The sequence below is a fragment of the Spirosoma daeguense genome, from assembly GCF_054776875.1.
Window position 1 is genome coordinate 72,912 of sequence record NZ_BAAHBF010000010.1, and the last position, 20,651, is coordinate 93,562.

The 20,651-nt window shown below is 47.8% G+C and carries 14 protein-coding genes, 1 tRNA gene and 1 pseudogene; 6 read left to right on the forward strand and 10 right to left on the reverse strand.

Features of this window, described 5'->3' with window-relative positions:
* Window positions 1-952: 952 nt before the first annotated feature.
* Together ACYVD4_RS27905 and ACYVD4_RS27910 are read left to right on the forward strand one after the other, a co-directional pair.
* Window positions 953-1,800 (forward strand): annotated as a pseudogene (locus tag ACYVD4_RS27905) (DUF3871 family protein).
* On the forward strand, window positions 1,763-1,948 hold the full coding sequence (locus ACYVD4_RS27910) for a DUF3871 family protein (RefSeq protein WP_460951243.1): 186 nt from the start codon (window positions 1,763-1,765) through the stop codon (window positions 1,946-1,948). The pseudogene ACYVD4_RS27905 and the gene ACYVD4_RS27910 overlap by 38 nt, the downstream one beginning before the upstream one ends.
* Before the next feature lie 335 nt (window positions 1,949-2,283).
* Here the strand turns inward: ACYVD4_RS27910 and ACYVD4_RS27915 are convergent, their stop codons facing one another.
* From ACYVD4_RS27915 to ACYVD4_RS27935, 5 genes are all read right to left on the reverse strand, one after another.
* Complete coding sequence (locus tag ACYVD4_RS27915; RefSeq protein ID WP_460951244.1) at window positions 2,284-3,456, reverse strand: AAA family ATPase; 1,173 nt, start codon at window positions 3,454-3,456, stop codon at window positions 2,284-2,286.
* Entirely contained in the window at window positions 3,434-3,694 is a 261-nt protein-coding gene (locus ACYVD4_RS27920) for a hypothetical protein (RefSeq protein ID WP_460951245.1), read from the reverse strand. Before ACYVD4_RS27920 ends, ACYVD4_RS27915 begins: the two co-directional genes overlap by 23 nt.
* Window positions 3,695-3,849: 155 nt before the next feature.
* Window positions 3,850-4,131, reverse strand: coding sequence for a helix-turn-helix domain-containing protein (locus ACYVD4_RS27925; protein ID WP_460951246.1), 282 nt, complete (start codon window positions 4,129-4,131; stop codon window positions 3,850-3,852).
* Window positions 4,132-4,240: 109 nt separating this feature from the next.
* Window positions 4,241-5,155 carry a hypothetical protein gene (locus tag ACYVD4_RS27930; protein ID WP_460951248.1) on the reverse strand — a complete coding sequence of 305 codons (915 nt, stop codon included), beginning with the start codon at window positions 5,153-5,155 and terminating at the stop codon, window positions 4,241-4,243.
* 1 nt (window position 5,156) lies between these two features.
* A complete protein-coding gene (locus ACYVD4_RS27935; RefSeq protein ID WP_460951250.1) occupies window positions 5,157-6,371 on the reverse strand; it encodes a phage integrase SAM-like domain-containing protein in 1,215 nt (404 codons plus the stop codon).
* A 114-nt stretch (window positions 6,372-6,485) separates the two neighbouring features.
* On the opposite strand from ACYVD4_RS27935, the gene ACYVD4_RS27940 reads away from it, so the two are divergent.
* Window positions 6,486-6,581: transfer RNA gene (locus ACYVD4_RS27940), tRNA-Asn, on the forward strand.
* Between the two features lie 272 nt (window positions 6,582-6,853).
* Here ACYVD4_RS27940 and ACYVD4_RS27945 read toward each other — a convergent pair.
* Window positions 6,854-7,234: a porin family protein gene (locus ACYVD4_RS27945; protein WP_460951252.1), complete on the reverse strand. Its 381-nt coding sequence runs from the start codon at window positions 7,232-7,234 to the stop codon at window positions 6,854-6,856.
* Between the two features lie 1,144 nt (window positions 7,235-8,378).
* Between ACYVD4_RS27945 and ACYVD4_RS27950 the strand changes: the two genes are divergently transcribed.
* The 3 genes from ACYVD4_RS27950 (at window position 8,379) to ACYVD4_RS27960 (ending at window position 17,537) form a co-directional block, all read left to right on the forward strand.
* A complete protein-coding gene (locus ACYVD4_RS27950) occupies window positions 8,379-10,448 on the forward strand; it encodes a histidine kinase dimerization/phosphoacceptor domain -containing protein (protein ID WP_460951253.1) in 2,070 nt (689 codons plus the stop codon).
* 13 nt (window positions 10,449-10,461) lie between these two features.
* A complete protein-coding gene (locus ACYVD4_RS27955; protein WP_460951255.1) occupies window positions 10,462-11,241 on the forward strand; it encodes a response regulator in 780 nt (259 codons plus the stop codon).
* 152 nt (window positions 11,242-11,393) lie between these two features.
* Window positions 11,394-17,537 (forward strand): Ig-like domain-containing protein, encoded by a 6,144-nt coding sequence (locus ACYVD4_RS27960; protein ID WP_460951257.1) that lies wholly within the window; start codon window positions 11,394-11,396, stop codon window positions 17,535-17,537.
* 330 nt (window positions 17,538-17,867) lie between these two features.
* On the opposite strand, the gene ACYVD4_RS27965 is transcribed toward ACYVD4_RS27960, so the two are convergent.
* From ACYVD4_RS27965 to ACYVD4_RS27980, 4 genes are all read right to left on the reverse strand, one after another.
* The gene (locus ACYVD4_RS27965) at window positions 17,868-18,056 is read right to left on the reverse strand and encodes a COMM domain-containing protein (RefSeq protein WP_460951259.1); all 189 of its coding nucleotides are present in this window, start codon (window positions 18,054-18,056) and stop codon (window positions 17,868-17,870) included.
* Window positions 18,057-18,241: 185 nt separating this feature from the next.
* Window positions 18,242-18,658 carry an alcohol dehydrogenase catalytic domain-containing protein gene (locus tag ACYVD4_RS27970; RefSeq protein ID WP_460951261.1) on the reverse strand — a complete coding sequence of 139 codons (417 nt, stop codon included), beginning with the start codon at window positions 18,656-18,658 and terminating at the stop codon, window positions 18,242-18,244.
* A gap of 155 nt (window positions 18,659-18,813) precedes the next feature.
* Entirely contained in the window at window positions 18,814-19,815 is a 1,002-nt protein-coding gene (locus ACYVD4_RS27975) for an NADP-dependent oxidoreductase (protein WP_460951262.1), read from the reverse strand.
* Window positions 19,816-19,838: 23 nt separating this feature from the next.
* Window positions 19,839-20,612 (reverse strand): SDR family oxidoreductase, encoded by a 774-nt coding sequence (locus ACYVD4_RS27980; RefSeq protein ID WP_460951263.1) that lies wholly within the window; start codon window positions 20,610-20,612, stop codon window positions 19,839-19,841.
* Window positions 20,613-20,651: the final 39 nt, after the last annotated feature.

Here is a 20,651-nt window from a genome sequence, read left to right on the forward strand (position 1 = left end):
CCCCATTGCGCAGGACATTTTTCTGATAGTATATCGCCTGAGCCAGCAGCTCCATTATATGTTCGTTTATGGCTGTTCCAGCTAGCGTATGTTAACATACTATTTCAAGAATCCGACCTTTCAACGTGATTTTGAAGCGGCCAGAGCAGAGTGGAAGAACTAATGATGGTTAGCAGTGGGTACAGCAACTCACTGCTCCTTTGGTTTTTTCTATGGTGTGAGCTTTACTGAACGTCGAATTCTTCGGACAATAGATCAATGCATGTCAGCCTCTCTGTAGATATCATTTCACTTAGTTCGGCTGGAATCCAGCGATGTAGTAATTTACTTTTAGCGTACGCGCGTGGAGGAACGTATACTCACCTCCCCGATTATTCTGTCTATTGACTCTGAGTATTCATCGATCACGCTGTATATATTCCAATATAATGGCTATGATTCACCATTGTCGGTGGAGAAAGCAGACCGAGTCAGTACCTTCTTTACTCTAGTTCATGGCCTAACTGGAAAAAAAATATGTAAAATTTTGGTGGGGCTAAAATGTTCTGAAAGCGCACGAGTAAGAACCTACCCCCATACCTCTCCCCGGTGACAATTATCGTTACTCCTCCCCCCGGCTATCTTAAAAGTTATGACCTAGGTTAACCACAAAAACGTTAACTGTTTTGAAGTTAACTCTATTCTTCGACTGCTGGTTTTCTCCTTTCTCCCAGCTCATACAACGCACTGACGTGCTGGACTTCAACAGATCCCTTGGATTTAGCAAGGTGCAAAGACAAAAAATGTCCATGTCTTGACAGGTCATACTAGAATTACTTTATTGGCTTGCCAGGAGTATAGCAAGAGGGCATCACGACATGAGTAGCGTTGAGCGAAGTTGTAAAAAAAGGCAACTCGAAGCCGCCTACATATCTTCAGTTATTCATTTTCAACCAGTAACGTTTTACTATCTATGGACTACAATCCTGTTAAAATCAATGTATTGCCGGTACTTTTTACCCAGCATGAACATGTTCAAGAAGATCAAACAAGCGCCCGAGCATTTATTGAAGCCAACACTATCGCTGTCACAGAGGAGGAAATACGCCATCAACATATCATTCCGGTATTTGTGAAAGACAACGAGCCGCTGATTAGTCAAGGCGACTTCATTGATGCAACCTTGGATGCGATTAGTGATGTCTTCCGGGGTGAACGCATTCTTCGACCCCAGCTACGTGCCTCTCATCCGATAAAGGGCCGTACCCCTGACGCTAAGGCTAAACCGGTCAGTCAGCTCAGAAATGGGAAAAAACGCTCTATTACGAACGGCTCATCTTTGCAGTGGAAATTACCTCCATTCAGACTACTTTAGACAGCAACAGGCTCTCTCTAACCGTGGGCGGGGTCAAAGCCTATAATCTGGGTAACCTGTATAATCGAAAGGGGGCTAATGAACATTTCAAGGTATTCGTGGGCTTCCAAAACAAGGTATGCACCAACATGTGCGTATGGACCGACGGCTATTATAGCGATTTACAGGTAAAGAGCGTACATCAATTACGGATGGCCATTTATAGCTTGCTTAAGTCCTATGGCCAAGACAACTTATTACAGCGGGTCAGGTGTTTGCCTGACTACTCTCTAACCGAGCAACAGTTTGCTCTTCTTCTGGGGCGTTGCCGAATGTACCAGCATTTACCAACAGCGGCTAAACAGTACATCCCTCCTCTGCTTTTCGGCGATACCCAATTAGGCGCTGTCTGCAAGGATTACTACCGGGATGAGAGCTTCTGTCGTCAGGGCGGATGGCAGCATTAACTTGTGGAAGCTGCATAACCTATTCACGGGCGTCAATAAGTCGAGTTACATCGATACCTTCCTAGACCGGTCTCTCAACGCTTTACAGTTTGTCGAGCAGGTGCGCTATGGACTAGATGAGCAAGGGGTAAATTGGTATCTTCAATAGCGCACTAAATGACGTATTAAGATGGAGGGGTCGGTAGAATCATACCTCCCTCACGGATGATTATGCCACATTACCTTCTGGTAATGTAAAACACCAGAAGGTAATGTGACTAAAAAGACATGAAATGGATCCCGCATTTCCGGTCTTTCATTGGTCTCGTGTCTTTACCGTGCTTGCCACAAGTGGAACCTTTATTGCCATGCCTGTATACCTCATCGTGACTGCTATCAGTTAAGAGAACATCCCCTCACTATCAGCCTTAACTACCTTTACTGAGTTAACTTCAGCTACAATCAGTTAAGGTAGTTAAGGCTGATAAAACAGGCATCTATACCTTAACTTAAGGGCAATAATGTGTATTCCCCTTTTGCTACTTTCGTAATAATTTTGCCTTCCTCAAGTCTTCTCAGACATGCATACAATGTGGGCCTACTCATGACCTTTGTCGTAACGAACTGCTCAATAAGCTTTGCCGCTGACACCAAGACTGAACCATCCTGGTGGGTGAACTCCGTAAAGTAAGCCAGAACAAGCGCATCGTTTTCGTTAAAATCTCTGGACTCTACCTCCTTTAAAAGCTCTCGCTCAGTACGAAACTCACCTGGGACAATTATCTGGCTATCATTAATTGTAAAGGTCATTACCTTACTCGAATCTTCGGAGGCATACCGGTATGCAATATCCTTTAGGTAACGTGTGCCGTTCGAGATGCGATTAACTCCAAGCATAAAATCGAGTTCCTGGGCGATTACTCGGGAGCCAGCCATGTTTGACATCGACAACGGTCGATCATCCATTTTGTGAGCGTGGTGAATAATGATCAGGGTAATCTCTCGGGAGTACGCCAGATCACGTAGTCGGCTCATGAGCTTCTGAGCCACTGTCGATTCTTCGATTGGGTCTGTGGAGAGCCGTGTTAACGAATCCAGAACGACGACTGAAGGTTCAAGCCGGTCAATTTCCTTTTTGAGTAAGTCCCAGTGCGCTTCTCCGTGTAAAAAGCGAGGGAAGGTTTCATCGACAACATGGAAATTTCGGTCCCAGAGTGGGTCTAAATCCAGTGTGTCAGTCAGGTAGTCCAGTTGTTTCATATTTCGGATAGTCCGGTTCCGGTAAAATTCCTCCATACCCACGACGAGTACCTTTCGATGGGGAATGAACAGGGGTTGATTAAGAAATTCTGTCGTTCCGGACGCGATATGCATTAGCATATTTTCCGCCAGCACAGTTTTGCCACTTTTGGCAGGCCCATAAAAAACGCCTACGCTAGGATGGACCACTCCTCTGAATATGTATTGTGGCGGGGGTTCAGCACTAACCCGTTCAATAAGCTTGTTAACTGGGTGCGAATAAATTTCCTCGACCGGCGTAGCTGGAACTTTGCCCAGCTCGGTTGGAAGCACTGGGGAGGTATATTGAAGCATACTTTTGGATTTAAGGTTTAGGATGGAGAAGAAAAACTTCTTCCCCATCCTGATGATGGAATTAATTGTTAGAAACCTCGTCATGGAGGTGAGCCGTTAAAATGGCCAGTATTACTTTTCCCCCGTGCTCGGTGATGGCTAACTCAAGGATAAGCGCTTCTGAGCTAGGGAAACGTTCATACACTTTGATCAGGCCTTGCTGGAACAGCATAGGAGCAATCGCGTTACTTTTAGTAATCAGACTATATTTATCCAGTAGATCCTCCACTGAGTGCCTAGGGAAATAAGGTTGAAGGCGCTGAACAAGGTCTTCTTTGCCCATATCAGGCATGTTTTCTGAGGGCATACTGCCTCGAATGATCTGTCGGAGTGACATTTCGAAAGGGAATTTGATGAGTTACTCAAAAATTGAAGAGTCCGTTTTACCGGATGTCACCATATAGCTGGTGGTCGTTCTGGAGGGTCAACACCTGCTAGTTAGGCATGACGAGTGGAGGCTGTAACGAATTCCTCCAGGTCTGCTTTCCGGAAGCGTAAACCCCCACCTTTGAGCTTTACGTGGGGGTATCGTTCCGGGTTATTGTAGATTGTTTTGGGCGACACACCCAGAAATTCAGCAGCCTTACGGGTAGTAAGTAAGGGCGAATCCAGCGCTGGTGATGGCTGGATATGGGTAAGCGTAATCAGGTAATCAAGACGGGAAGAAATCTCTTCGAGTCTGTCAAATAAGTAATCAAATGTTCTTATAGGTTTGCTCATATTGTCCATTACAGCCGACCTTCGACTGATTCCGGTACAAACCTATATTGCGAGCTACAGGTATGTAATATGTATGTACATACGTATGTACAATTTATTTTTTATCGCCCTATTTTAACTTGCTAGCCTCGTCATATTCCTCTTGGGCCTTCTTTGCAATCTCGGGATATCCGTTTTGCTTCAATAATTTTATCGCTAGCTGAACAAATTCATACGCCCCTCTCTTTTGCATTGCTTTATCCCGATCTAATTTAGCTTTTATCTTATTGTACTGTTGCATTATATGTCTTCCGTCGAAGCTATGCGTGCGGCCTGTATTTAAAAAAAAATCTAAGACAGAGGTGTAAGGATTTGTACTAAACTTTTTTTCTGCGTTCAAAAAGGCATAATAGTAGGCCCACTGTTTTGTAGGCTTACCATTGTGCCTTTTTGCAGGATAGTATTCTTTAATTTGCTGGACTTGCAGATACGGGATAACAGGTAGGTTGGAACGGCGTCTAAAGCTATCAGAATCAATCATATCTAATCGATTATAATACCGTCCTGAAACTCTAAACTCGCTATAGAATTCAAACAGTTTAAATTCTATTCCATGAGAAAGTATAGAACTGATTAAGGGAAGGTTTCCGTTGGAATAAGCCATTAAACCAGCACAAAAATCCTCGTACGAAGTGGGCTCTATTAATGCAAGTCCTTGCATACGATATCGATAGGAATATAATAAAGTTGGATATGTTGCCCGGTTTTTTTCTATCCAATTGAACAACCAATCTTTATACTTATCCCTGATTTCCTCCTCATAAATATAACGATCTATCCCTCTCTTGCCGACGAAAAGATGTTCTGGTGGCAGGTATTCAGCAAAGTCTCTCTTCAAAACTGTAATATACTCATATGGTATTAAACGCTCAGGGGGAGCCTCTTCATGAACCGGATATCCCGCATGTTGCATCAATAGCAGTAAATCCAAATAAAATACATGAAGCTCATTCGCAGCCTCTCCTAGGGTAATCTTTTTCTGCATTCTATAATAAATTCTTTGCGTGTTCGACGATCATGTCATCTTCAAACGAATCTAGATAGCTTTTGGTCGTGCGCATATCATTATGGCCTAAGGATTCACTGATATACTCCAATGGAGCCCCGGAACGCTTTAATACAGTTGCAAAGGAATGCCTGGCTGTATACGTAGTGACGTCTTTCTCAACACCAACGGCCTCTGCTACTTTTCGTACGTATGTATTAATAAACCGGGTTACAAGCTGCACCTTATTTCTTTCTTCGACTGGGTTCACGCCCGAGCCTAACACTGGGAAGACTCGCTGATCAGGGTTTCCATTGCGTCTATTTCCCCAGCGCTTGATTATAGCAGCAACTTCAGGCAAGAGAGCTATGCGTATAATGTCTTCTACACGGCGAGTTCGGGCGGTTTTAGACCTCACAAACGTGATAAACTTCTCACCTACATCCTGATAGCGAAGACGACAAATATCTTTGACATTAATCCCGTTACAAAGATAGGAGAACACCCAAAAATCACGAGCCTTCTCCTCACGTTCATCATTAGATTTATAGGCCATAATCTTGCGAATGTCCTCCACAGTCAAGGCTTTCTTGATATTACGACTTGCCGGGGGTTGATACCTTCTATTGCCGAACGGGTAGCTTTCGCGACTTATAAGTCCATCAGCAATTGCGGTGTTGAAGACAGCACGGATGGTTCGTGAATAGATCCCAGCACTGGTTTTACCAACACCGTTTGTAGATAAGTATTTTTCAAATCCGGCTAACCAGTCAGGAGTAATATCTTGGAACTGTAATGGAGATTTCGAGCGATGGTATTTCAACAGATTATTCCAGGTGGTCTGGTAACTCTGCATGGTACTGATACGGCCCTCGTTCTTAAGTCTGGCAATGATTTCATCAAAAATGGTTCCTACAGTTCGGGTTTTCTGTTCTGTTTGCGTATATCTTTTCTCGAACTCTTCAAAGGAGAAAACAGTCATCATCTGAATAATTGTCTCTGCTCTGTCAGCTTCCGTTTTGAAATGGGCTTTTAGGTCTTTTATGTAGTCTTCTCGTGGCTTTGGTTTCTTCGTTTTCTCAAAGGCCTCCGCTGTAGTATTGGTCAGGTGGAAGTATATACATTTCCGCTTATAGGTAATCCGGAGCTTTGCGGGGTAGGTGCCGTCCTTCTTCTGTCGACGAGTATCTAAGTAAATATCTATCTGTGCTATCATAGGATGAATATACAATACGTATCTCATAATTTGCAAACGCTTTTGCAAACATTTTCAGGAATAATTAGGATATTACAGGAACACACTTCAACATTAACATAGTGATATTCAATTAATTATTTATTGTCATGGTGAAAGCGGGAGGCTATGGGAAGGATTCAATTTCTGACTGTTAATCAGAGGGTCGCTGGTTCGAGCCCAGCTTCGGGAGCAAGAAGCCTCAAAACAGCCTGTTTTGGGGCTTTTTTATTACCACATGTAACATATATGTATCAAAAATTATTCTAGAAAGCTCTTTATATATTATATGATATTTACAAGATATGTAAATAAATTATAAATTTGTATTTATCGTCATTAGTTAATTAAATACCTCTTTTCACGTCAGAACAGTTAATAAATAGAGCAAGAAGCGAAACAAAGAAGTGGTGTGGTTGTAAGCACTACTGCAAATGCTAAAATATAAATTGCGAGTTAGCTTTTTAAAATGATAGCAATACCCCCCCTGAAGCGTAATTAATCCAGGTGAAGTTATAAATTTGGTCATTATCGGCCCCGCCTTCGACAACGCGATAGCCTAGTTTTATACCAAAATCCGGATTTATATAGTAGGATACGCCAGCAAAAATATCTTCAGCCCTGCCAAATTTGGAAGCTAAGGCATCTCCCTCCAAAATGGCTATCCAATGCTCGTTTGCTTTGTAAGCGACGTAAAAGTTGACTAGAGGAACAAAACCCACATTGCTGAAATGCTGGTCGTTTGAGACATTCCTGTATCTGACATCTGCGTCACGGATTTTACCGGTCAGGCCAGCGCCAACCCGCCAACTCCTGGTTACAATGAAATCATATCGATAAGTCAACCGATAGGAATTGAACTTATAATTCACCTTTACATCTTCATTTCTGCCGTAGATAGCCTTATTGAAGTTGACATCCTGGTCAAATGATCCGTCATAGTTTACGGTAAGAGGGCATATAAAGCTGAAATGGTGTGCCTGTTTGCAATCGTATAACCTGCCCGAAGCCGGTAGAAAACTTGAGGCTTTACCCTAAGCTGATCACTTACATCTATGAGCGTGCCGCCAATACTGGGTATCCGGATCTCATTATAATTGGTGCTAAACACTAAGCCTGCTTCTAAATCCAACCGGAACTGAGCTTTTAAGGGCTGAAATGCCGATAAGAGTAAGCATATTGTAATTAATCTTATAGTCATTGTTATATAAGTCATACAAGTGGCAATATGTTAACGTAGAGCTAGTTTCTTCGTAATTGCGATGATCTTTTCCGCAACGGCTTTACAGCTCCAGTTATTCACCACGCAGCCCATCTTTTCTTGTTCAATTTACAAAAGCAAGTGAGCTAGTTTATCAATTATTTCCCCCTATTGCATTTTCTTGGCATTCTTATTCGCTTATCTCCTCATCATCTTCCTTGTAGAATAAGCAAGCGCATTGTTGACTGGACTTTCTACCTTTTATTGGACATGAAGCCAGTTACATCTGTCTGGAAAAGTAACAAGTATAATTCCAGAAACCCCTACTATATGCTACTAACTGAGGTTGGTTGTTATTAAAAACATTCGTCTCGCGAAACGCTCCCAACTGAGACGAAGAAGCATTCATATATCTATTTCCGTCCGTTACCTTAACTCAAGGCCAGTATGCTTTTAGCGGTTATTCTCCTATAACTAAATAGCCGCGCTAGCTTTGAGTGGTTACCCTGAAAATCCACAATAAAACCGTCTAGAAGCTCCAATTTTTAGACCATGGGATCACACCATAAGCTATTTTACTAAGATTTTATCAATTATAAAGTTACTTATGTTCATTTTAGGCAATAATAGTTATTTTTATATCTGGGGTTATAAATAACTTTAGGATTGATATTTATTCGAGAAGGGACTCCAGTCAATTGACTGAAGTTTGATTTAGACAAAAATAAATAGGCTTCTTAGTTGGTCAGCATTGACTAGCTTTTCCGTATCGTGATTCTTAATCCTCTATGAACCACGTTTTCACTCGAATTCTCTTATTGGGCTTTTTGCTCGTCAGTATTCAGACGACAAGGGCGCAAAATGCGGTGATTGATAGCCTGCGCCATCGGCTTCACGTTCCCATGCCTGATACGTCCCGTATCTACGTCTACTACGATGTTACTTTATATTTTTATAAACGTAATCAGCTCGATTCCACTGCGTTGTATCTGGAAAGGATGCTGCCTATTTGTCAACGTGCTCGTTTTAAAGCAGGTCTGGGTTACTATGAAATGATGACTGGTCAGCTGGATCGTATACGAGGCAACTATGAAACAGCCGTAACCCATTTACAAAAAGCCGTTACGTTGTATGAACAGAGTACCAAGCCTTCCGACGTAGGGATGGTTTACATAAGTCTGGGTTACCTGTATAAACAGATGGGAGAAATACATCATCTGACCGATTTAAACCGAAAAGCCATTCATTATTTGCTACTCGGTGTTCCTATTAATAAGGCCTCGCCTGTACTATATCGACTGGTGCAGAATTATATCAATCTGGGTATAAACTACGAGGATCTGAATGAAATGGAAACGGCTCATCATTACTACCTTTTGGCTCAGGAACGGGCTGAGAAAATGCCTGATGGTGAAGATTTTTTACGGACTGTTCTCAATAATATTGGTAACCTTTATCTGAAACGGCGCAAACCCGAACAGGCAATTCCCTATCTGAAACGATCGTTGGCTATCAACCAGAAGCTCCGCCGGCCATCAAGTATGGTGCATAATTATCGGAACTTATCAACCGCCTATCTCGACATTAATCAGCCGAAAATTGCGCTGGATTATGCGCGCCAGGCTCTCGCTACGTTGCCGCAAACGAATGATGCTACGTTAAGTCCATCGGTACTTCGTGTATTGCGTCAGGCATTGGCTGCTACAGGTCAATATCAACAGGCCTACGAATATTTTCTTAAAGAAAAATTGGGCGAAGACTCGTTATTGACGATCCAGAAAGCGCAGGCAATCACCAGGCTACAGGGGCAGTACGAACAAAAAAAAGCGCAGGAACTGGCTGCTATTCAGGCTCGGCTCGAACTCGAAAAAACGCGGGAAGTGTCGCAGATAGAGGCCCACAACGCCCGCGAGATTGCGCAGATTGAAGCCGATCGTAAACGGCGTGTTGCCCAGATTACGGCCCAGGCTGAAGTAGAGAAAACCCGCGCGGTAACGGAGGTACAAACCCGTTACGAGACCGCCAAAAAAACGAAACAAATTCTTGAGCTCGACCAGCAGAATAGCCGTAGAATGAACCAGATGGCTTATCTGGGCGGAGGGTTAGGACTGGTATTGCTGCTGCTGGGGGTTAGTGTCGCTCAGTATCGAACCATTCGAAAAACGAACGGAAAGCTGGTCGATCAAAACCAGATTATCGTGACCAGTAACGAACAATTGGCCGAGCAATCCGACCAGTTGCGGACGTTGATACGTGAATTGCATCACCGGGTCAAAAATAATCTGGCCATCGTGTCGGGGCTGCTCAGCCTGCAAACGTATCGCCTGACGGATTCCGGCGCAATCGAAGCCATGCAGGAGAGCCAGCGACGCGTGGAGGCAATGGCGCTGATTCACCAGCGACTGTACCGGACCGACAAAACAACGGCCATTGACATGGCGGCCTATATCACCGAATTGGCTGACGGTCTGCGAATTGCTTATGGCTATGAACCGGACGGATTTGATCTGACGGTTCAGGTGAGTGCCGCGAATCTGGATGTTGATGTGGCAATTCCGTTGGGATTAATTCTGAACGAGTTGTTGACCAATTCGTTTAAGTACGCTTATGCGCAACGATCGGCGCAGGGCGACAAACCAGCTTTGTGGGTTACACTTCACGGAAAAAAAGAACTTACGCTCGAAGTTCAGGACAATGGACCGGGGGTAGATTTAAACATTTGGCAGAATCCCGATGTTGAATCGACTTCGTTCGGTCGCCAATTGGTTTGGGCTCTCACCGAACAGCTTGAGGGAAATCTCTCGGCATTAAACCGCCCTGGAGCCTATTTCCGACTGACAATTCCGCGATTGAATTAATCTGTAAACCCTGATGGGAAGCGAGCAGCTACGTATTTTGATTGTTGAAGATGAAGCCATTCTGGCGCTCGACCTGAAAGCCAAGCTACAGAGCGAAGGGTACGTAGTCGTCGGTACGGCTTCGACGGGTGCTCGGGCGCTGGAAATTTTTGGGCAGCAACCGGTCGATTTGGTCCTCTGCGATGTAAATATAAAAGGCGAAATTGATGGTATAGAAACCAGTCGGCGACTGCTGGCTATTCGAGTGGTTCCCCTAATCTACCTCACCGCCTTTTCGGATGCCGATACGTTACGTCGGGCCAAGCAGACGGCCCCCGCAGCGTATCTGGTCAAACCCGCTAACATCGCTCAGCTACGTATCGCCATCGAGTTGGCCATTAGTAATTTTGCCCGAATCAGTGCAACGCCAGCCAGTAAGCCTGTTCCCGACGTAGCGCCTGACAGTGACCGCGACTTGAATCGGGATACGATTCTACGGATTGAAAATCAGATTTTTATCAAAAGTAATCAGCAGTTTGTACGTATCAACCTGGCCGACGTACTGTATCTGTCCGCCGAAGATATCTATACGACTTTTGTTACGTCGCAGAAAAAATACGCGCTACGTCTGTCGTTGGGGCAAGTGCTGGAACGTATCGACTATGCGTGGTTTGTCAGAATTCACCGCTCGTTTGCTGTAAATATCGGCCATGTCGACGCGTTCAACGAGCAGGAAGTAAATATTGGAACCATGCAGATTCCGCTGGGCCGCTCGTATCGGGAAACGTTTATTCGCCGGTTTACTTTTCGATAAATACAGTCTCAATAAGTTCACCTACCAAACCAGGTTATTTACCTACCAAACAGGGACGCTGACCTACATTGCGCGGCAAAAAAGTGCCTAAATGAGCAGATTTGAAGAGAGAATGCAACCTACACCGGTTGTTCACCTTCCTCAAAATGCTTATGATTACTTTCTACTTCCATCGCCCAAAACGCCAGTTTCCTCGTAGAACAGGACCGTTTGCACTGCTCCTGTTTATGCTGGCTTTCCAACCCGTAGTGGCCCAAACGATCCGCTACGTGAAAACAGGTTCGTCTGGGAATGGGTCGTCCTGGGCTACTGCAACGAGCGATCTGCAACAGGCCATCAATGCCAGTAATTCCGGCGATCAGGTCTGGGTTGCCAGCGGAATTTACAAACCTGGACCCGCTGGTAACACTGATCGGACAATCAGCTTTACGTTGAAAAGCGGGGTGTTAGTCTACGGTGGCTTTGCCGGAACCGAAACCACGCTAGGCCAGCGCCAACTCTCCAGCCCGTCGTCTACTACGTTGTCGGGCGAACTAAAAGACCCGGCGAGCCGACTCGATAACAGCTATCATGTGATACGTAACACAGGCGCACTGGTCAACGGTACTACGTTGGATGGCTTTACCATCAGTGGTGGGTATGCCGATGGCGACGGTGCAAACATGTGGGGTGGTGGCTTAGTCAATACGCCAGCGGCCAACCTGACGGCATTCATCAAGCTGCTGAACTGCTACTTTACCAATAACTACAGCCGAACAACGGCCGGGGCTATTTTGTCATTCGCCACCACCAATGGCTCGACTACGCTGGAATGCTACAACTGTACGTTCGATGCGAACTCGACCAAGTACGCAGGGGGAGCGGTTTTTATGGGCCGAAATGAATATAACCAGCAATACCTGACAAACGCCGGCACCAACAAAGGAACGTTTGAAGACTGCGTATTTAAAAATAACAAGAACTTTCAGGAAGGACAGGGAGCCGCGGTTTTCCTGAACAACCGCAACGACCAGAATAGCATCAATACCTTCAGACGTTGTTTTTTCAGAGACAACCTGTCTACCAATGAGTTGAACGGTCCAAAGAATAATACGGAAGCCGGAGCCGTGTACAACCTCGATGGGTCACCGAAGTTTATTAGCTGCGGTTTTACCGGAAATTCTGCCAATAATGGTGGGGTATTTACTACGTACAATACAAATCAGTCTTCACTGGCCCGCCCGACATTTACTAACTGTAGTTTCACGAAAAACGTGGTTGTGGGCAACTTTCCGGAAGGTGGCGTTTTTTATGTAGGAACGCGCTCACGGGTTCTTTTAGAAAACTCGATTGTTTTCGACAACGGCGGCAGCAATACCATTCGCGTTTATGACACCGGATTTTCGTCGGTGTCGGCCACCGCATCTTTATTCGACAATACGGTTACGACCTTCACCGGTACCGGCAACAACGCGACCACTACCAACCCATTTAGTAATACGACTACGCTGGCCACGCTCCCTTGTACGCCTGTACTGAATGGAAGCTATCCGGCCCTGGCGACTCCGGCGCTAATTGGCACGACTGATTTAGCTGGGAACCCCCGGCTGGTCGGCAATGCGGTGGATCTGGGCGCCGTTGAGTTTCAAAGTGCGCTTATTACTGCCGCAGGCGGAACGATCACTTATTTGAACCGAACCGGCTCGACAACAATTTGTGCTGGAGCCAGATTAACCACCCTTCGCAGTGGCGACGATGGCTTTGCGCCAAAAGGTTATGCTTGGGAAAGTAGAACGAATGGCGGATCCTGGCAGGCCATCAGTGGGCAGAATGGTACTACGTTACCCACGATAGAACAAATAGTGAATGGGCAAACCCGAGAGTTCCGGCGGCTTTCAATCGATTGCAATAACTCGCCCGTCTATAGCAACGTACTGACCTTTGTTCCTTCCAGTACGGTTATTTCACCCGGTAGTATTAGCGGGCCGCCCTTAGTGCCTGCACCGCAGGAAGTAGTACTTTCCTTTACCAGCACAAGCACAACAGGAGGATCGGCTGAAGCATCACCCACTACGCTGTACTGGCAGCAAAGTAATGACAATGGCCTCAGTTGGGTAACGCTTTCCAGTACAAACGCCCAAAGCACTACGTTGCCCGCGCTGAATGCCGGTGAAAACACCTCCAAAGAGTTTAAATTCCGACGTATCACCTCGAACGTGTGTAGCCTCACGGCGGCTTCGAACGTAGTGACCGTGAAAGTTGTGAATACGATTGGGCTCATTTCGGGGAAGGTCGTGAGTCGCGACGGTATTACGCCGGTGGGTGGCGTTACAATTACGGCGGTACGTAACACGACGGGATTGGCCGGTAGTCCGGGAACCATGACCTACACCGCCGTAACGAGCGATGGCAGCGACGGGGCGCAGGGAACGTATCGAATTCCTGTGTATTGGGGGATGACGAATACCACAACTCCGGCTTCGGTAACCGCATCGCTGTTTACCATTACGGCCAGCTTTACCGGGCATACCTTTTCAGATCCGCAGAATCGGACGCTCAACCAATTCAACTCACAGGTGGGCGACGTAAACTTTACAGACTTTACTACGTTCTCGATCAGTGGTTCTGTCAGTCAAACCTGTCCGGATTGTATAACCGGCACCACGGGGCAAACGCCAGGAACCGGTTTTGTCAGTTGTCCGCTCGATTCCGTTCAGATGGAAGTGCGTGGTGTTGGCTATTTGAACCAAAGCCAAAGCGGCTATCAGAATGGGCAGTATGGCCGGTATGCGCTGGTCGTGCAGAATCCGACGTCTTACACCGTGTCGGCATCCTACAAAAACCTGACGTTCACACCGCCTACGCAGCTGATTAACGTAACGAGTGATGTTTACAACCTAACCTTTACGTCGCCTACTTCCCGGACCATCGAAGGGCGAATTTCGGCGGGTTGCGACGATGCGATTGGCTCGGCTGTATTAGAATTTGCGGATATATTACCAAAGGCCGATGACGGTACGACCCGGACCTCGTGCTTCCGAAAACAAATCAATACGACCAGCGACGGTTATTTCCGGGTGGCGCTGCCGGCCCGCAAGTACAAAGTAACGGTAGTCAGTTTTTCCGCAAGCAGTACGTCTGTGGTGGGAACGGACGTAGCACCGTTTATCAACGCGCTTCCGGGGGATTCGCTCATTCGCGACCTGACCAGTACGACCGCCGTTACCAAACTCAACCTGATTTTTCAGCGCCCACCCACTCTGGCTCTGGTAGGGTTACCGGCGGCCTGTAACCAGCAAACGCCAGCGGTGCTGGAACAGGCGCGGCCTTATTCGCTATCCGTGGTTGCTTATCAAGGGCCGGTTAGCAAGGGGTGTCTGGTGCCAAGTGCTCCCGTTGCCAGCACGGCCACCAGTACGTCAGCGAACAATACGTCGGCCACCAGCCAGACCGTGCTGGTGAAAACAGACATCCGTACCGGCGAAGATGAAGAAGCGAAATTTAGTTTGGTGAAATCGGTAGTGAGCCTGACCATTACGCCAGGCGTGCCCAACATCATCAGCCCCTACACCCGGTCAATTAATGCGCAGTATACCGATGCTTACGGGCGATTAGCTACTATCGGACCTGTTCCGGTTGTGGTGACGGGCTTAAAATCTGATACCGCTACGTATACAACCTCCTCGCCCGAAATACCGCTGTTAGTACTGCATGATCCCCCGGGAGACAACAGCTACAGCAAATGGAGTAAGAGCACCTCGCAGGAGCGGGCCGTAAAATTCTACAGTGCCACGAATAACACCACCAACGCCTGGCTGGAAGCCAAATTAGGTACGAAGTTTTCGACGGGAATAGGAGTCGAAATTGAAAACGAAGTCTGGGGAAAATTGGGCGGCAACATAGAAACGTCGGTTAGTAGGAACACGGGAGGAGAAACCATTTTGAAATCGACGATTCAGGACGACGTATCGACATCTGGCTCCCCCGACTATATTGGCGATGCGGCTGACGTATTTATTGGTGGAGCACTCAATTTCTTCTATACAACGGCCACTGTTATTTCGGTTAATCCGGCTTCGTGCAGCGTAGTGTCGACCAAGCAAATCGTTATGGCGCCAAATGGCATTAAAACGCAGTTTTATTACACGGACGACGACATTCGGAATCTGGTTATTCCGAAACAGCGACTGATTGCCACCACCAATCCAACCAGCCTGTCGGCTCAGGAAGCCCTTCGCCAGATCAATGTGTGGGAACAGGTGCTCAAACGGAATGAAGACAATAAAAAACAGGCTGAGTTCGTAGAAAACAGAACATTCGGTAGTGGCGTTGAAATCAGTAAGACCCTGACGCGCTCGGCTTCGAAATCCACGACAATCGAATTTGCAATGTATATCGATGCGGGCGTTGCTGCGAGCGCAGGTCTTGAAATCGGTGGTTCGGGGGGCGAAATTGGGACTTCCGTTAATTTCAAAATGGAGTCGGGCGGAAGCAATACACAGACTGAAACCGAAGAAGTCAGCACGGGGTATTTCCTGAAAGATGACGATCCGCGCGACAACATTACGGTCGATATTAAAACCGACCCGGCCTACGGTACGCCTGTTTTCTCGGTGCTCGGTGGCGAGACCAGTTGCCCCGCTGAACCTGGTACGATATCGCGCGATATAGCCCAGTTCAACGCACCTGTCACAACGGTGAGTAATGTGGCGGCTACTGGCACGGCGCAGTTCTCCATCGTGGTGGGCAACATCAGCCAGATAATAACCGACGCCAGCCGAAATTATATCGTGCGTTTTGAGCCAAGTAGTAATCCGGGAGGAGCCAAAGTCCTGATCAACGGTAGCCCAGGCCCCGTGTCCGTTCCGGTGAACCGACTGACGCAGACGACGTTGATCGTAACCGTGCAGCGTCCGGATAATGGTAGCTCGAACGTCTTTGCCTTTGAAGGGCTCCAGTTCCGGATCACCGACGGTTGTGACTCCGATCTGGGTGCCGACGGACGCGACATCGCCAACCCGATTCTGCTGTCGGCGTTCTTCCAGAGTCCCTGTAGTTCGGCTAGTCTGGTTACGCCCGAAACCGGCTGGATTTCAGCCCTCGCCGATAACAACCGGATTCCGGTTCAGATTGCGGGTTATACCGTGGCAAATCTGAGCAAGATTACCCTGCAATACCGCGAAACCGGGGGCGGCAACTGGCTCGACGCGTTTAGTCTGAATGCCAACCAATTGGCCAACAGCGTAAACGGTACACAGGCGACGATGAACACCAGTAGCCTGGCTGATAACGGCTATTCGCTACGTCTTAAAATCGAATGTCCGACGGGCAATGGCGGTACCAATATTACGTATTCGACCCGGGTTGACGGCATTATTGACCGGACTCCGCCCGAACGTTTCAGTAATACCTTACCGGCTAATGATACATACGGTCCGGGCAGTGTAATTGGTATTACGTACAACGAACCGCTGGCTTGCGGCCGACTTACGAACAGTAGTGCTATGGTACGTCGTGCATCGAATGGGCAACAGATTCCGGTGTCGGTAGGGTGCTCAAACAATCAGGTTGTGTTGCTGCCATTGACTAGCCTGTCGCCTTACATGGGTGAGTTGATGAGTGTTACGTTGACGGGCGTGGCTGACCAGTACGGCAACGTTCGTTCGACGTCGGATAGCTGGAAATTTGCGGTGGGTAGTGCCCCTGTTGCAACGGGGAATACGGCGCTGTCGGTAACCATTAGCAACAGCCCGATTTCAGAAAGTGCGACTACACCGATGCGGGTTGTTTTCAGGTTACCGCAGCAGACGACGAATAACGTACTGGTGAACTTCAGCATGGGCGGTACCGCTACGTTCGGTGTTGACTATACTGTTACGGCGTCAGGCAATCAGCCGGTCTCGGCGAGTATCAACGGCGCACTTGGCTCGATTATGATTCCAAGTGGTGCTACCTCTGCTACGTTGCTCATTACGTCCGTTAACGACGCCATCTACGAACCCGACGAAACAATTATTATCAATTTGCTCGAAGGCGGAAACTATAGCATCAGTGCGGCCTCGTCGGTAACGGCAGTCATTCTAAACGACGATCCGCTGACCAATCCGGATGTGATCACCAGCGTTCGTATCGGCAACTGGGAAGACCCTGCTACATGGGATCTAATGCGATTACCACTGGCGACGGATCAGGTGATTATTAATCAAAACCACACCGTTACGCTGTCGACAGCGGGATCGGCCAGAAAAGTCGTCCCTAAAATCAACTCCCGATTAAGAATGCCGCTGTCGTCTTCAAAGTTGCGATTATCTCTCTAGCGAAAAGCTACTAAATAAAGAGAAAGCCGTTAGCCCATCAGATCTGATAGGCTAACGGCTTTTCTGATTGTAATTTACAACTGACCTTTGCCTGAGAGCGAAGAAAGTTTTTACTATTTTCTATACCTTCTCGCTGTGAGCCATAAATTTCAAGAAACGCTCCCAACTGAGAGGAAGGAGTATCTATAATTCGGGCATAAAAAAGGTAGACAGGAACAATCGACGAGTTGAGACCAGATTGAGGCCTATATTGATAGACAATAAAGCGTCAAAAGGCAGCTAAATTTGGGTGACCAGCTCCTGTAATTGCTGTAGGCTGTTTGGTTTCTTTTAAACGCGCCACACCCCGGTGATGGTTTCCATCGATTGAGCTTGCCCGCTTAGCAAAACGACCGGGATAGCGGCAAAGAACGAATTTTCTTGCAACCGGGCAACGATGTCAGCAACCGTTTGGCAGGACATTCGGTAATCCATAAAAACTACGCGAGGGAGCGTTGTTGTATGTTCGAGTGAGCGCATCCTTCGCCCGTAGAAAATTACGTAAAGGCGGTGGTGTCGAAGTGTTGCTGCATCACCAGCTCAAATAGCCAGCAGTCACCGCTATCGTCATCGACTAAATAAACGCCTTAGCCAGCGCCCCACGCTTGCCCTATGACCGATTTTTCCATGAACCTCACCCTCAGGTTTCTTCCATAAATCGCCACCTAAAAACCAGAATTAATCAGACGGTAGCAAATCGTCTTGCTTTCTGGTTGATACACTTCTACGACCCGCGCTTCAGCCCCTTCGATCAGCACCATTTCACCCGCTTCGATTCGGGCGGCTTTTTTCAGGCCGGGAGCTACCAGGGAAGCTGCCTGGTCAAAGTCGAGTCCTGCGGGCAGTGAAATCACGAAAGCTGCGGGCAGACAAATGTATTCGGCATATCCACCCGCACCGGGCGTAGCGAAGACAGGCATACCCTCAGCCATGGTGTCAACTCCTTCACCAAGGCCGACCACCGTACCGGCTAACTCTACGCCGGGGATGAAGGGAACCGGCAAGGCTTCGGGGTAGTCTTCGCCCCGCCGACGGATGGTATCGGCATAGTTAACACCGATGGCTTCAATTTTAATCAGCACTTCGCCCGGTGCGGTGGAAGGGGTGGGTACTTCTTCGTAGACCAGTACATCGGACGAACCTGCCTGATGGAATCAGACGGCAATCATGGGCTCTATTGGGTTAAATGACATTGATTGGGGCTGGATAGACCATCAACCGGGCATAGCCGGGTCCCTCAAGCGACGTTGATAACCACTTTGCCCTTCGAGCGACCGCTTTCGACATAAGTCAGGGCCTGGTTAGCTTCACTGAACGGAAAGACCTTATCCACGACGGGGCGGATAACCTGATTATCAATAAGATTAGCGATTTTGGCGAGCTGGCCACCATCGGCCCACATAAACAGGAACTCGTACTGAATCCCCAACGCTTTCGCTTTGCGTTTGGTCGAAAAGCTCAGGAAAAAAAATATTGTTCGCAGCAACCAGTTCAGCCCCACCGACCGGGCAAATTCAGCATCGGGTGGCCCGGTGATGGAAATGAGTTTGCCACCGGGTCGGAGTATCCGCAGCGACTTGGTCAGCGTAGCTGCATCCTGACTGTTGATCACCAAGTCATAATTGCTTAAGACCTGCTCGAAATCCTGCGTCTTGTAGTCAATAACGACATCAGCCCCCAGGCTTTTGACCAGGTCGCGATTGGCCGCACTGGCGGTGGTAGCCACCGTAGCGCCCAGGTATTTGGCCAGTTGAATGGCAAACGTACCCACCCCGCCCGAACCGGCCTGGATAAACACTTTCTGCCCTTTCTGAAGATTTCCTTTGTCAACCAGGGCCTGCCAGGCCGTCAGGCCCACCAGTGGAATCGATGCGGCTTCGGCCATCGACAGCGACCTGGGCATGCGGGCCACGTCGGTTTCGTTGATGGCAATCAACTCGGCAAACGTGCCCGTGCGATAATCAGCCGGGCGGGCATAGACCTGATCACCAACGTTAAATTTTTTGACTCGGGTGCCTATCTTGGTGACCACGCCAGCCACATCGTGGCCCATAATAAGGGGTAATTTATAGGGCAACAGGGCTTTGAATGCCCCTTCCCGAATTTTGGCGTCGAGCATGTTGACGCCAGCCGCCCGGACCTGCACCAGCACGTCCTGTTCGCCCACGATTGGGTCAGGCATGTCGGCTAGTTGCATGGGCTGGTTCTTGTCGTACTTTTTGATAATAAACGCTTTCATCGCTAGTTTGAGTTTATAGGAGGCTATCGCTGAGCCTGCAACAACGAATAACTCTTTTTGGGGTTTACTAACTGATAAGTAAGCCGGGGAAATAGCCGATTCAATAGATAGATCACCCTAGTGTCGCCTACCCGAATGGTCAACTTATCCTTTTTCAAGCTTCGGATAAACGAACGGACAAACGCTTCAGGCGTCAGCATGGTATCGTCTCTCCCAGCAGTCATCCCGGTAGCCACCAGGGGAGGCAGTAGCTCAACGACCTGTATCCGGCTACCGCTCAACCGCAGATGGGTACGAAGCGATTCGGTGTAGAAACCCAAGGCAGCCTTGCTGGCTGAGTAGGTCGGTTCGACAATGGACGGTACATAGCGAAGCAGTGAGGTAGTGTTGATAATGGTGGCCTGTGGCCGGCTGTTGAGCATGGGCAGAAACAGATTATTGAGCCGCACCACGGCCAGATAGTTAATGGCGATCTCATTAGCCGCATTGTCCACATGCCTCTCATCAGCTATTCCCAGATTAAGTAGGTTACTGCCCACCCCGGCATTGTTGTAGAGGATGTCGATTCCGCCCAACTGGTCGACATGTTGAAGCAGCGACCGGGCTTCGGTCTCGCTGGACGCATCGCTTTGAATGGTAATTAGGGCTGGATAAAGCCGTCTGGCTTCGTCTAGCTTGTCAGAGTTACGGCCCGTAATGATGACACTGGCCCCTTCCGCCAGCAATTGCCGGGCGGCTTCCAGTCCAATGCCTGAGCTACCGCCCGTAATCAGAATCGTTTTATTGGTTAGCATCATGGCTTGCTGCGTGGGCCGGGTACGTAGGGTGTCATCGAA

Bases quoted from the DNA above. Each gene is read 5' to 3' on its own strand.
- ACYVD4_RS27930 (WP_460951248.1), bottom strand. From the start codon at position 5,155: ATGCAGAAAAAGATTACCCTAGGAGAGGCTGCGAATGAGCTTCATGTA.
- ACYVD4_RS27965 (WP_460951259.1), bottom strand. From the start codon at position 18,056: ATGCGCTCACTCGAACATACAACAACGCTCCCTCGCGTAGTTTTTATG.
- ACYVD4_RS27950 (WP_460951253.1), top strand. From the start codon at position 8,379: ATGAACCACGTTTTCACTCGAATTCTCTTATTGGGCTTTTTGCTCGTC.
- ACYVD4_RS27925 (WP_460951246.1), bottom strand. From the start codon at position 4,131: ATGAGCAAACCTATAAGAACATTTGATTACTTATTTGACAGACTCGAA.
- ACYVD4_RS27920 (WP_460951245.1), bottom strand. From the start codon at position 3,694: ATGGGCAAAGAAGACCTTGTTCAGCGCCTTCAACCTTATTTCCCTAGG.
- ACYVD4_RS27975 (WP_460951262.1), bottom strand. From the start codon at position 19,815: ATGAAAGCGTTTATTATCAAAAAGTACGACAAGAACCAGCCCATGCAA.
- ACYVD4_RS27960 (WP_460951257.1), top strand. From the start codon at position 11,394: ATGATTACTTTCTACTTCCATCGCCCAAAACGCCAGTTTCCTCGTAGA.
- ACYVD4_RS27935 (WP_460951250.1), bottom strand. From the start codon at position 6,371: ATGATAGCACAGATAGATATTTACTTAGATACTCGTCGACAGAAGAAG.
- ACYVD4_RS27915 (WP_460951244.1), bottom strand. From the start codon at position 3,456: ATGACGAGGTTTCTAACAATTAATTCCATCATCAGGATGGGGAAGAAG.
- ACYVD4_RS27955 (WP_460951255.1), top strand. From the start codon at position 10,462: ATGGGAAGCGAGCAGCTACGTATTTTGATTGTTGAAGATGAAGCCATT.
- ACYVD4_RS27910 (WP_460951243.1), top strand. From the start codon at position 1,763: ATGAGAGCTTCTGTCGTCAGGGCGGATGGCAGCATTAACTTGTGGAAG.
- ACYVD4_RS27980 (WP_460951263.1), bottom strand. From the start codon at position 20,612: ATGATGCTAACCAATAAAACGATTCTGATTACGGGCGGTAGCTCAGGC.